The sequence below is a fragment of the Variovorax sp. Varisp46 genome (assembly GCF_059491885.1).
Genome location: NZ_CP168515.1, coordinates 2,829,414 through 2,842,386 on the forward strand (window position 1 = coordinate 2,829,414; position 12,973 = coordinate 2,842,386).

The window sequence follows — 12,973 nt, forward strand, 5'->3', positions numbered from 1 at the left end:
GCACGGCAGGCAGTCCGCCGCCGGTCATCGCGCGAGGAACGCAAGCGCCTTGCTCAGGAAGTCGGCGTGCAACCGGAACACCTCAGGAGGCCTGCGGCAGGTAGCCGCCGCGAACGCCGACGGCGCTCTGCAGCCTATCAAGGTCCGGCGTGTCGGACTCGATGAAGAAGAGGTCCTCAGTCACGCCGGTGACGTTGTCGGCAATGCCGATGACGAACTCGCGGTCGAACGCCGAGCGCAGCTTTGCCAAATACCCGACAACGCGCACAACGTCGCCGAACCATCTAGCAGGCTCGTCGCCTAGGTCCGGTAGTGCCAAATTGATGCCAAGGTCCCAGTCGGGCAAATCATCAGGGTGGCTGCCGGACAGGTTTGTCTTCTGATTTACCACGGTCGGCCTTGATGTGACCCAGCCTGGCGCTTCGGCAAGCTCGACAAGCCTTTCCTCGATGAGCGCGGCGACGTCTTCTAGTCAGAGTCGTCTACGTACGCATACAGGGTGTGTCGTTGCATGGTCCTACTGGAAGGTGGATCGGAATGTCCGGTTGTGGCCGCAATGAGCCCTAATCGTCCACCTCGACAATCTTAGGGCCCAATCGATCGAGCTCGTTGCGCTGACCTTCGGTCAAGGCGCGTCGCGCGAGTACAAGTGACTGCAACCCCGGGATGCCAGCTGTCAAGCGACATCAGCAGCTGGCCCCCGGGCGACATGAAGAAGTGACCCCAGTGTTTATTCCTGTTCGGTAAGTTCGGACGCGGTGGCTGCCTGGCTTATCAGCCCGGTACGGCGCTTCGAGCGAAGCCGGTAGCTGTCTCCGCGGATCGTGATGACGTGGCTGTGGTGCAGCAGCCGGTCCAGGATTGCCGTGGCCACGACAGCGTCGCCGAACACCGTGCCCCATTCGGCTACCGATCGGTTGCTGGTCACCAACATCGAGCCGCGCTCATAACGCCGGCTCACCAATTGGAAGAATAGGTGCGCCGCGTTCGTCTCAAACGGCAGGTAACCCAGCTCATCGACCACCAGCAACTTGGGCTTGGTGAAGTGCAGCAGCTTCTCCTCGAGCCGGCCCTCTGCATGCGCACGTGCCAGTTGCGTCACCAGTCCCGTGGCCGGCACGAACAATGTGGAGTACCCCCGCACGATGGCTTCGCGCCCAAGTGCCACGGCCAGGTGCGTCTTGCCCACGCCCGGTGGTCCGAGCAACAGCAGGCTGTCGCCGTTGCCGATCCAACGCGAGGTCGCCAGCTCACGGATCTGCTTGGGATCGACCGATGGTTGCGCCTCGTACTCGAAGCCCTCCAGCGTACGCACGCATGGGAACTTGGCAATCGACATGCCCATCTGGATGCGTCGCTCATCCTTGCGCGCGACCTCGGCCGCGCACAGCATGGACAGCGCCTCGCGCAGGTTCAGCTCGGCTCGACCGGCCTGGTCCAGCAGCGTGTCGAGCTGGTCGCGGATGGCGGTCAGCTTCAGACGGGTGAGCATTGGTTCGAGGTCCCCCGCCACCTCCAGGGCCGGCACCTTGGCCTTCTTGCCGGCGGCCATCACCAGGGACCTCCGAGCGCACTCTCGTATTCGGCGAGGGGCGCAGCAGCTCTGCGGGCACTGCCGGCGTCATCGTCGTGGGCGCAGCGCCGGCCGATGCTCTGCTCAGCCAACTCGCGCCCACCAAGTGGGAGCCGACGATGCCCGCCAGATGCGTACGCTCGATCACAGTGACGCGGCGGTCCGCGTGCTGGGCGTGACAGGCGACCTCCTGCCCGGCATAGAGGACTCGCACTTGCCGCTCGGCTACGACGACCGTGACACTCTCGCCAATGAGCTTCCACGGCACGCTGTAGCGGTTGGTGTCCAGCTCGATGCAGGCGTCGCTGTGCACGCGGCGGGTCAGTTCGCGCACCTGAAGGAACGGCGCTTTGGCGGCGAGCGGCGTCAGCATGCAGCGCTCGTCACGCTCGAAGCGTAGCGCCGGCGGCTCGGCCGTCGTGCCGTGTATGCGCACATCGGCCACCTCGCGCATCCAGCGAGCCAGGTGGGCCTGCAGGTGTTCCGTGGACGCGAAGCAATGCCCGGCTATCGCGTTGCGCTTGACGTAGCCGACACCGCGTTCGTCCTTGCCTTTGGTCTGTGCGCGGTACGGCGCGCAGGCCCGTGGGATCACCTTCCAGTACCGGCAGAAGGCATGGAAGCGGTCGTTGAAGCGCACCTCGCGTGTCTGCACATCGTGCTCGTTGACCAACGCTCGCGCGTTGTCCACGAGCACTTCCTGGGTCGTTCCGCCGAAGTGCCGGAAGGCACTCTCCAATCCTTGCAGCCATGCCGACTGGCGTTCGTGCAGGAAGATGGTGACGAAGGTGCGCCGTGAGTAGCCCAGCGTCGCCACGAACAAGTGGACCTTCAGCGGTTCATCGGCCACCGGCACACGCACGGTGCCGAAGTCGATCTGCAACTGATGACCGGGCGGCGTCTCGTAGCGCACCGTGGCAACACTCTGCGCCAGAACCTCGCGTCGAAGGTGCACCACAGCACGTTCAACGGTGCGCAGGCTGACCTCGATTCCGTGCACCCGCAGCAACTCCTGGCGCACGACATCGCAGTTGCCCCGATGCTGGCGGAACTGGGCAGCCAGCCATTCGGCGTGCGCGTGCAGGCGCCCCGGTCGCTCGGGTGATTCGTACGGTTGCCAGCCCCCCTGACGAAGGTAGCGTCGCACCGTATTGCGGCTGCATCCCAACTCATGGGCGATGCGCTTGGCGCCCCACCCAAGCGACGCCAGCTTGAGCATCGCCTCTACGTCCTCTGGTGCCTGCATCGCCTGCCTCCAATCGATCCGTTCGGATCGCGGAGCTTGCTCGAACACGTTGGCTTCCATCTTGGCCTCCTGCTATGAGGGGGGTCAATTCCTCATGTCGTCGGGGGGGCAGTTTGTCGTGTCGCCTCACACCAGCCAACGCTGCGACGGCCGCAATGGCAGGCGTCATTTTCGGTTCACTGTATTGAAAGCGACGTGAGGCAAGCGCGCCCCGATTGGAAAACCGGGAGGCGCCGGCGAACTTCCGTTCTCGGCCTACTTTGCCCGGCGCTGCAAACGGCCGGTTGTGGCCGAATGTAGCCGGTTGCAACGGCCGGAACTTCGGGCCCATCGCCGTCTTTCGAGTCAGCCAAGGCACCAATGCGACTCCTGTGCTCGACGGAGGGCGCAGGCCGCAGAGGCAAACGCCACTGCTGCTAGTTCGCTCTCTAGGCGGCCCCCACGAACTTGCAGATCTCATGCGAATACTCTCGCAGAAACGCTTGCTTGTTGGGAAGTGGCTCCGTACTGTGCGGCGGTGGGACGTCCATGAACGAGAAATGGCCAGCCCCTTCGGTGATGCGGACATCCACGATGTTCCGATCGTGCATGGCACTTGCAAGCCATTCTGTTTGGATTGGCGGCGTGATGCTGTCCGCCGACCCCACCCACGCCAGAACTGGAATTCGCACGGCATCAAGTGCGGCCGGAGCTTGAAAGAAACCGGTTGGCGGCGCCAAAAGGGCCAGACGAGCCAAGCGACGGTCCGGTGCAATGCTGACGCGCCGACCTGGCCCCAACCACAGTTGAGCGCCGGCCATTGCAACGAGGATGGCAGCACCGATCGAATGCCCCACGCCCATTGCTTTTGCGGAGGGCTCAACGAATGCGTCCAGGGCAAGGACGAGGCGTCTTGCCCGGAGGGCCAGTTCCTCCTCTGTTGGGGTAGTCGAAGCAAGTCGCTCGAAATGTGGGGCAACAACCGTCCAACCAGATTCAGTCAAGGCGTCCAGAAGCGTAGAAAGCCGTTCCGGCTGACCGCCCGATCCGACTGAGAAAAGAACGACTGGCGAACCTGTGGCAGCTTTGCGAACTGACACCTCAAATGAATCACCGTTGTCTTGCAGCGTCTGCGTCAGCACTAGAAATGGCTCCTCGGAGCAATGGATTCGATAGGGATTTGTGGGATCTATTGGACGCCACGGACAAAGTGACCAATGTCCCAGCGTCTGTCTTCGGTGGATTCTGTGCAAATGCTAGAGGCCGGTCCTGGCCGATTGTGCCCCTTGCTGCCGCAGGTCAAAACATAGCCGCGAAAGCCGATGCCCAATCCAGCGAAGCAGGCGCGACACCAAGGACAGCTGCAGTCCGGCCCGCGCATCTTGTCAGCCTGAAGGTCAGGGACGTTTGCCACGGAGAGCAAAGGCAACAGTGATGCAGCGCAAGACGCAGCGTCCGGTGCAGTTCGAGCTCGCGCCCGGAACCCGCGAGACTGTGCAGGCGTGGATTCAGCACGCCGGGCTGCGATCGGACGACTTCCTGTTCCCGAGCCGAATGCACGACTCGCCGCACCTCGGCACCCGGCAGTACGCCCGGATTCTTGGTGGCTGGGTCAGAGAGCTTGGCTCGGATCCTGCCGACTACGGAACGCATTCGATGCGACGGACGAAGGCAACCCTGATCTACCGGCGGACGAGGAACCTCCGTGCGGTGCAGTTGCTGCTCGGCCACTCCAAGCTTGAGCAGGCCCCCTCCAGCCTCACCCCTTCGACACCCGCCGCCGCTCCTTCACCGCCGAAGCCAGCCCCTCAAGCACCGGCACCGTCTGCGCAAAGCCGATGCAGGCATCGGTGATCGAGACGCCGCGCTTCAGCGCAACCCCGGGCTTCAGGTCCTGCCGTCCTTCCTCCAGATGGCTCTCGATCATGATGCCCGTGATGCGCCGCTCGCCCGCCGCGATCTGCGCCGCCACGTCTTCGGCGACCACGATCTGCCGCTGGTGCTGCTTGCTGCTGTTGCCGTGCGAGACATCGATCATCACCTGCGGCCGCAGGCCATTCGCCAGCAGCGCCTCGCAGCTGGCCGCGACATCCGCGGCCGAATAGTTGGGGGCCTTGCCGCCGCGCAGGATCACGTGGCAGTCGTCGTTGCCGCGGGTCTCGAAGATCGCCGCCATGCCCATCTTGGTCATGCCCATGAAGGCATGCGGCGCGCGGGCCGCGAGGATGGCGTCGGCCGCAACCTTGACGCTGCCGTCGGTGCCGTTCTTGAAGCCGACCGGGCAGCTCAGGCCCGACGCCAGCTGCCGGTGGCTCTGGCTCTCGGTGGTGCGGGCGCCGATGGCACCCCAGGCGATCAGGTCGGCAATGAACTGCGGGCTCAGCAGGTCGAGGAACTCGGTGCCGGTCGGCAAGCCCAGGGTGGTCAGTTCGAGCAGCAGGCGCCGCGCGCGCTCCAGCCCTTCGTTGATCGCGAAGCTGCCGTCCAGGTGCGGGTCGTTGATGTAGCCCTTCCAGCCCACGGTGGTGCGCGGCTTCTCGAAGTAGGCACGCATCACGATGAGCAGGTCGTCCTGCAGCGAATCGGAGACGGTCTTCAGGCGCTGTGCGTATTCGATGGCCTGGTCGTGGTCATGGATGGAGCACGGGCCGACCACGACCACCAGCCGGTCGTCGCGGCCGTGCAGCACGTCGGCAATTTCCGCGCGGCTGCGCTCGACCAGCGCCAGCGTGTTGTCGCGCACGGGCACGCGTTCCTGCAGCAGCGCGGGGGTGATGAGCGGACGGACGGCGCCGATGCGCACGTCGTCGATGCGCGTGGTGTCGAGCGTGCTGTCGCGGGAGCCGACTTCGGCGTCGTGGAGGGGGTCGTCGAGGCGGGGCATGGTGGTCTTGGCTGTGGTTTCGAATGGAGCTTCCTCGATTGTCCACTCGAAGGCCCCACGGCCGATCCGCCCGTCAGACCAGTTGCAGATCCTTCGGCGCCACCCCATCGAATACCTTCGCCAGCTGCGCCGGCGACAAGCCATACATCCGCCTGAACAACCCGCCGAACACCGCCCGGTATTCATTGAGCACCGGATAGTCCCGGTTCTCGAACAGCGTCGCCTGCGTCAGCGCCTGCTGCTCGCCGACGACGCGCCCACCCGCCTGCGCCGACAGCCCGCCGCCGAGCACCCAGTACACGGTGCCGTGCCCGTGGTCGGTGCCGCGGTTGCCGTTCTCGCGGAAGGTGCGGCCGAACTCGCTGATGACGACGACCACGGTCTGGCGCCATGCATCCTCGCCCATCTCCTGCGCGAAGCCGGCCACGCCGCGGCCCAGTTCTTCAAAACGGTTGGCAAGGTAGCCGGTGGCACCGCCCTGCCCCACGTGCGTGTCCCAGCCGCCGACGTCGACGAAGCCCAGGTCGAAGCGGTCGCGCATCAGCAGCGCCATGCGGCGCGCGACCAGCTCGAAGCCCTTGGCGCTCATGGCGTTGCGGCTGGCCGCGTCCATCTCGGCCTGCACGGCGCGCATGACTTCATCGCGCACCTGGAAGCCCTCGGCCACGGGCTGCGCGAGTGCGGTGTTGCGGTACATGGCCGCGATGACCTGGCTCTGCCGCGCGTCGAGGGCCGAGCGCGCATTGCCCGCGAGCGCCATGTTGGCGGCCTTGGCGTTGCCGCGCAGCGAGATCGGTAGCTGGTCGGTGAAGGCGATGGGCGACACGTCGGTGGCGGGCCCCGCGCCGAGCACGCCGGCCAGCCGGTTGAGAAAGCCCGAGCGGTAGTCGCGACGCTTGTCGAGCGCCTGGCCGAGTTCGATGGAGTCCTGCGTCTCGAAGTGGCTGCGCGTGAGGTCGTCGGTGCCGGCGAAGGCGATGAAGGACGCCTGCTTCTGCTGGAACAGTGGCATCAAGGTTTGCGCGAGCGCCGGGTGCAGGCCCCAGTTGCCGTCGATCGGAAGCGCGCCGTTGGGTGTGCCGGGGCGCGCGATGGCGATGTTGGGCCGCGAGGCGTAGTAGAAGTCGCTGCTGGTCGGCACGAGCAGGTTGCTGCAGTCGTACGCGCCGCGCAGGAACACGACCAGCAGCTTGGTGCCTTCGGCGGCGGGCGCGGCCATCAGCTGGCCGGCGGCGCCTGCGAACGGGGCGGCGGCGATGAGCTTCAAGAGTTCTCGACGTTGCATGACGGTTGTCCTTTCTTTTGCCTTGCTCCTTCCCCCTCTGGGGGAAGGTTGGGATGGGGGCAAGCGGCACTCGATCAAACACCGAAGCGGAACCAACGCCGCTTGCCCCCCCCCCAGCCCTCCCCAGCGGGGAGGGAGAAAAACATCAGCGGCGCATCAGCTCGGGCGACGCCAGCAGGAAGGTATTCCATTCCTGCGGATTCTTCGCCTGCGCCAGCGCCTCGCGCGTATCCGCACTCAGGCCGCCCTGCATCGCGCGAACCGCTGGCGATTCGGCCAGCGGCGGAAAGGCGGGCTTCTCCAGCGGCGCCTTGTCGTCCGTGCGGAACAGCACCGCGCCGTTCGCACCGATGGCACGCGCGATCTCGAAGCGCGTGTTCATCTGCCCCGCACTGGCCCATGCGGCTTCATTGAGCGGATAGCCATCGGGCGTCTCGTGGCCGTACAGCTGCTCGCCCATGCGGTTGATCCAGTTGAGCACGGGGTTCACGTCCGACGCGACGCGGTCGTCGTATGCGAGCCGCACGCCGGCCATCACGTAGTGCACCGGGTCGCGGAACTTGCGGCCCAGCGATGCAGAGAACTCGGGCGATTCGAACAGCGACTTCAGTGTGATGGCGATGTCGCCGTCGCTGCGCGTGAAGGCCGCGGCCATGCGGTCGACCAGCGCGGGCGGTGGATCGTCCGACACGAAGTACACGGCGAGCTTGCGCGAGATGAAGCGCGCGGTGGCCGGCGCGCGCGCGAGGCGGTCGAGCGCCTCGTCGGCCTCGGCCAATCCACGGCTTTGGATGGGTTGGCCCAGCAGCGTCTTCGGCCCGTAGTCGTGCCGGTTCGGGTTGAACTCGAACAGGCCCTTGCGCACGTAGTCGGCACGCACGGCCGGCCGCACATTGGGCGGTGGCGCATCGAGCGGCTGGTAGCTCACGCCCACGCCGGTGAGCACGCGCGCCAGCTCTTGCACGTCGGCCTGCGAATAGCCGCCCCCCACGCCCAGCGTGTGCAGCTCCATCAGCTCGCGCGCGTAGTTCTCGTTGATGCGGTTGGCGCCGTTCTGCGCGTTGTCGAGGTAGCGCAGCATCGCGGGGTGGTGCAGCGTGGCGCCGAGCAGGTCGCGGAACCTGCCGAGCGCGTGCGGGCGGATGGCGTTCTCTTCGTAGTCGCCCACCATCGCACGGATGTTGTCCTTGCGCAGGTTGACGTTGAAGTGATTCATCCAGAACCACGTCATCTGCTCCTGCAGCTGGTTGGGCGAGTACAGCGCGCGCAGCACGAAGCGCTGCTGCGCCTCGCGAGCGAGCTGGTTGAGTTGCTGCTGGTAAGCCTGCCGCGCGGCCTTTTTCTGCTCTTCGTCGGGCAGCGCATCGGCGGCCTTGCGCTGCGCGTCGAGTTCGGAGACGAGCTGATCGAGCGGCGTGCGCGAGATGGCCATCGCATCGATCTGCGCCTGCGCGGCCGGCGGCAGCGGCGCGGGCCGCGGGTTGAGCTGGTCGCGCATCCACAGCGACAGGCCGCGCTTCGCCAGCCGTGCGTCGCTGCTCGCGTTGGCGCCCCAGCTCACGCGGTCGAGCCAGCGCAGGCGCGTGGCTTCGTTCACCGGAGCGGAGGGCAGCGATACCGATACCAGTGGCCGATGGTCTCCCGGCGCGCTCGCGCAGGCTGCGAGCAGCACCACCACACAGGCGCCGAGTAGGCTTTTCTTATTCATCGGAACTCCTGGGCGTGAGCGTGAAGAGGATGCTCCTCTCAACCACTGCGCCCCGCTGCGCGTTGACGCTCTTTACCTTCGCAGCGCTGCGCCAGGAGGCGCCTAAGCGTCAGCTAAGTCAGGCTACCGACACGCTCGGCGGCGCAGCGCCGGCAATCTGCCGCAGCGCGCGCTCGAACACCTCGACGGGTTGGCCGCCCGAAATGAGGTGCTGGTCGTTGATGATGATCGCGGGCACCGAGTGGATGCCGGCGTCGGTGTACATGCGCTCGCGTTCGCGCGTTTCCTGCGCGAATTCGTCGCTGTCCAGGATCTGGCGCGCACGCACCGGGTCGAGCCCCGCTTCGGTCGCCGCGCGCACCAGCACTTCGGGGTCCGACGGGTTCTGGCTGTCGGTGAAGTAGGCCTTCAGCAGCAGCTTCTTGAGTGCCGCCTGCCGTGCCGGGCTCTCGAGCTCGGCCCAGTGCAGCAGCCGGTGCGCGTTGAAGGTGTTATAGACGCGCGGCCGGCCTTCGGGGCTGAACTCGAACCCGACGGCAGCGCCGCGCTGGCGGATCATCTCGCGCGACTGGGCTTGTTGCTCGCGCGTGGAGCCGTACTTCTGGTTCAGGTGCTCGAAGGTGTCCTGGCCTTCGGGCGGCATCTGCGGGTTCAACTCGAAGGGCTGGAAGTGCAGTTCCGCGGTGACCCCGGGCGCCACGTTCCTGAGCGCCGCCTCGAGCGAGCTCAGGCCGACGGCGCACCAGGGACAGGACACATCGGAGACGAAGTCGATCTTGAGGTGGGAAGAAGAGGTAGTCATGGCGCCATTCTTCATGGCGCCACAACCCTTGGCATGCGAAAGGTCTTCAGGCCGCGGCCTTGGCCATGCGCGCTTCCGCCAGCGTCTTCTCGCGCAGGAGGTCGTACTCGGCCTTGTCGACCGGGATCGCGTCGGGCTTGCCCAGGTCGTTCATGTGCACGCGGTAGGTTTCGCGGGCAGTCCAGGCCGAGACCGCGGCGATGGCGCAGATCGCCAGCGTGATGGCACCGACGGTCAGCGGGATGTTGGTGGCGCCGGGGGGCGCGACCGCCACGAACAGCGCCGGCAGCAGCGCGGTGATCGCGGTACCGATGTTCTGCGAGATCGCCATGCCAGAGACGCGGGTGCGCGTGGGGAACATCTCCGGGTAGAAGCTCGGGAACACGGCGTTGTAGCCCTGGTAGACCACGCCCCACATCAGGAGCGACATCACGATGGCCAGCGGCACGTTGTGGATGCTGATGGCGTACAGGTAGCCGAACGACAGCAGGCCCGAACCGATGGCACCGATGGCGATCGGCAGGCGGCGGCCGATCTTGTCCGACAGGGTGCCGACGAACGGGATCACGATCACGGCCACGATGTTGCCCATCACCGGAATCCAGAGGTAGATGTCCTTCTCGAAGTTGATGCCGTAGCCGGGCTGCACCGCGTAGGCGGCGCCGAAGATGGTCGCGACCACCGGGATCACGTTCATCAGGGAGCACAGCAGCACGCGCAGCATGTCGGGCCAGCTTTCGGTCACGGCCTGGATCACCGGCGCCTTCGGCACAGCCGCGCTCTTGTCGACTTCGGCGAAGGCGGGTGTCTCTTCCACTTCCTTGCGGATGATGTAGCCGGCCACGATGACGATGAAGCTCAGCAGGAACGGAATGCGCCAGCCCCAGGAGTTGAAGGCCTCCTTGTCCATGTAGTGCGCGAGCGGCAGGAACACCGCGGCCGCCATGATCTGGCCGGCCTGCACGCCCTGCAGCGTGAAGCTCGCGAAGAAGCCGCGACGCCCGAATGGCGCGTGCTCCAGGATCATCGAACTCGCGCCGGAAATCTCGCCGGCCACCGCGAAGCCCTGGATCAGGCGCAGCAGCACCAGCAGCGCGGGCGCCCACAGGCCGACCTGGTCATATGTCGGCAGCAGGCCGACGGCAACGGTGGAAAGGCCCATCAGGAACATGCACAGGATGAGCACGTTCTTGCGGCCGTGCGTGTCGCCCCAGTGGCCCAGCAGCACTGCGCCGATCGGTCGTGCGACGTAGCCCACGCCGTACGTCGCGAGCGACGCGATGATCGCGATCTGCGGATCGCCCTTCGGAAAGAAGATCTGCGGAAAGATCAGCGCCGCCGCGGTGGCGTAGATGAAGAAGTCGTAGTACTCCAGCGCCGAGCCGATCCAGCCGCTCGCGGTGGCCTTCTTCGACTGGTGCTTGCCTTTCGGCTCGTGGGCCGTGGTGGTTGCCATGGTTTGTCTCCGGGTTGACGAAAAAAATCTATTCCTGCGCCTGCGATGCCATGCGCGCGGGTGCGTTGAGCGCGCCGTAGGCGTCGTAGCCTGCGGTGCGCTGTGCCAGTTCGAAGAACAGTCCGCCTTCGATGTTCTCGGTGTAGATGTGCAAGTAGTCGCCGGCCGGCGAACGGTCGAACAGCACGCCCGCTTCGCGCATGCGCGCCAGCAGTTCGGGCGCGATGTCGATGCGCGTAGCCAGGTCGTCGTAGTAGTTGTCGGAGATGGGCACGAAGCGCGTGCCGTTGGCGCGCAGTTTCGCGGCCGAGTCGAAGATGTCCGCGCAGCCCAGCGCGATGTGGTGCACCGCGCCGCCGCCGGTCACGCTCAGCGTGCGCGCGGTGCGGGTGCGCTGGCTCAGCGACACGTTGAGCACCAGCCGCACACTGCGGTCCGCGTTGGCGACGCCGCGGCTGCGGATCAGGCCGAAGGGATCGGCCAGCTCCAGGCTTTCGCCGGGTTCCAGGCCGAGCACGGCGCGTGTGAACAGCACCCAGGTGTCGAGCTGGTCGACCGCCAGGCCCAGGGCCACGTGGTCGATGCGCTGCAGGCCGGCGTCGTTGGCATCGGCGCCCTCGTCCTGCAGGACGAAGTCGGCCTCGTACAGGCCGTTGGCGCCCAGCGCCTCGGGCACGAAGTGAATGAGGTTGCCGCCCGGCGCGACGATGGCGGGCACGTGCAGTTCGTGGGGACCGACCGGGCTGTCGTGCCGCTGCGAACGCATGGCGGTGGCGCGGTCCACGGCCGCGAGCGGGTCGCCGCAGCGCACGCCCAGCGCGCACACCGAGGTGCCATGCGCCTCGAAGCGGCCGCGCGCGAACGAATCGGGCTGTGCGTTGACGATCAGGTTGATCTCGCCCTGGCGGTACAGCGTCACGGCCTTGGAGCGATGCTTGCCGATGCGGCGGAAGCCGAGCTGCTTCACCAGCGCGTCCAGCGTTGCGGCCGAAGCCTCGTCGGCCGCGAACTCGATGAACGACAGGCCCGACAGCGCGGACACCGGCGGCGGGTTGAACAGCTCCACCTGCAGTGGCTGCATCGGGGCTTCGGCAACCAACCGCCCGCGCGCTTCGCTTTCGAGGTACAGCAGCGAGCGCATGGCGTCCACCGCGGTGCGGCGGTTCGGCGTCTCGCGGAAGATGTCGTTGAAGATCTCGAGCGACAGCGGCCCGGTGTAGCCCGCGCGCAGCACCTGCTCGAAGAAGCCGACCACGTCGAAGTCGCCCTGCCCCGGGAACGAGCGGTGGTGGCGCGCCCACTGCAGCACGTCCATCGACAGCAGCGGCGCATCGGCCATCTGCAGGAAGAAGATCTTGTCGCCCGGAATCCTGGCGATGCCGGTCGGGTCGTCCTTCAGCGAGAGCGTGTGGAAGCTGTCGAGGATCAGGCCCAGGTGCGGATGATCGGCGCGCCGCACGATGTCCCAGGCCTGGCCGTACAGCGAGGTGTGGCGGCCCCAGGCCAGTGCCTCGAAGCCCACGCGCAGGTTGCGGCGCGCGGCGCGCTCGGCCAGTTCGTGCAGCTGCGCGGCGGCAAGCGCCGGGTCGTTCACCGACAGCGGCGAGGTGTTCGAGCAGCACAGCACCGTCGGCGCGCCCATGGCTTCCATCAGGTCGAACTTGCGCTCGGCTCGCTCCAGGCTGCGGCGGAACTGCGGCTCGGGCATGCCCTCGAAATCGCGGAACGGCTGGTACAGGTCGATGCTCAGGCCAAGGTCGCCTGCAATGCGGCCCAGCTCTGCCGCCGTGCCCTTGAAGTTGATGAAGTCGGCCTCGAACAGCTCGATGCCATCGAAGCCGGCGGCAGCGACGGCTTCGAGCTTCTGGCGGAGCGTGCCGCTGAGCGAGACGGTGGCGATGGAGCGGTGCATGGGGTGGACTTTAGGAATACCCGGCCCTCGCCACAATCAATTCCGAGGCCGACTGATCGATGATCGATCACATGCGTTCATCATTCGCACGAAATACGGGATACACCTAGGCTCCAGGCCCGGCTGGC

9 protein-coding genes and 2 pseudogenes are annotated in these 12,973 nt (G+C 66.3%); 1 reads left to right on the forward strand and 10 read right to left on the reverse strand.

Annotation, left to right across the window (positions count from 1 at the left end; all coding sequences use genetic code 11):
* Positions 1–82: 82 nt before the first annotated feature.
* The 4 genes and pseudogenes from ACEN9N_RS13400 to ACEN9N_RS13415 all read right to left on the reverse strand — a co-directional run bounded on the left by ACEN9N_RS13400 (position 83) and on the right by ACEN9N_RS13415 (position 3,940).
* The gene (locus ACEN9N_RS13400) at positions 83–391 is read right to left on the reverse strand and encodes a hypothetical protein (protein ID WP_495656267.1); all 309 of its coding nucleotides are present in this window, start codon (positions 389–391) and stop codon (positions 83–85) included.
* 339 nt (positions 392–730) lie between these two features.
* A complete protein-coding gene (gene istB, locus ACEN9N_RS13405) occupies positions 731–1,492 on the reverse strand; it encodes an IS21-like element helper ATPase IstB (RefSeq protein ID WP_495656385.1) in 762 nt (253 codons plus the stop codon).
* A gap of 59 nt (positions 1,493–1,551) precedes the next feature.
* Positions 1,552–2,819, reverse strand: a pseudogene (gene istA / locus ACEN9N_RS13410) (IS21 family transposase).
* A gap of 428 nt (positions 2,820–3,247) precedes the next feature.
* Positions 3,248–3,940, reverse strand: coding sequence for an alpha/beta hydrolase (locus ACEN9N_RS13415; protein WP_495656268.1), 693 nt, complete (start codon positions 3,938–3,940; stop codon positions 3,248–3,250).
* 224 nt (positions 3,941–4,164) lie between these two features.
* Between ACEN9N_RS13415 and ACEN9N_RS13420 the strand changes: the two are divergent.
* Positions 4,165–4,541 (forward strand): annotated as a pseudogene (locus ACEN9N_RS13420) (tyrosine-type recombinase/integrase); the annotation flags it as partial.
* Positions 4,542–4,557: 16 nt separating this feature from the next.
* Here ACEN9N_RS13420 and ACEN9N_RS13425 read toward each other — a convergent pair.
* The 6 genes from ACEN9N_RS13425 to ACEN9N_RS13450 form a co-directional block, all read right to left on the reverse strand.
* The gene (locus ACEN9N_RS13425) at positions 4,558–5,682 is read right to left on the reverse strand and encodes a 3-deoxy-7-phosphoheptulonate synthase (protein WP_495656269.1); all 1,125 of its coding nucleotides are present in this window, start codon (positions 5,680–5,682) and stop codon (positions 4,558–4,560) included.
* 73 nt (positions 5,683–5,755) lie between these two features.
* On the reverse strand, positions 5,756–6,967 hold the full coding sequence (locus tag ACEN9N_RS13430) for a DUF1501 domain-containing protein (RefSeq protein WP_495656270.1): 1,212 nt from the start codon (positions 6,965–6,967) through the stop codon (positions 5,756–5,758).
* A gap of 145 nt (positions 6,968–7,112) precedes the next feature.
* Positions 7,113–8,675, reverse strand: a complete 1,563-nt coding sequence (locus ACEN9N_RS13435) for a DUF1800 domain-containing protein (protein WP_495656271.1) — start codon at positions 8,673–8,675, stop codon at positions 7,113–7,115.
* Between the two features lie 118 nt (positions 8,676–8,793).
* Positions 8,794–9,477, reverse strand: coding sequence for a DsbA family oxidoreductase (locus ACEN9N_RS13440; protein ID WP_413750756.1), 684 nt, complete (start codon positions 9,475–9,477; stop codon positions 8,794–8,796).
* Positions 9,478–9,523: 46 nt separating this feature from the next.
* Complete coding sequence (locus ACEN9N_RS13445) at positions 9,524–10,933, reverse strand: MFS transporter (RefSeq protein WP_478179553.1); 1,410 nt, start codon at positions 10,931–10,933, stop codon at positions 9,524–9,526.
* Positions 10,934–10,961: 28 nt separating this feature from the next.
* On the reverse strand, positions 10,962–12,845 hold the full coding sequence (locus tag ACEN9N_RS13450) for a bifunctional sugar phosphate isomerase/epimerase/4-hydroxyphenylpyruvate dioxygenase family protein (protein ID WP_495656272.1): 1,884 nt from the start codon (positions 12,843–12,845) through the stop codon (positions 10,962–10,964).
* Positions 12,846–12,973: the final 128 nt, after the last annotated feature.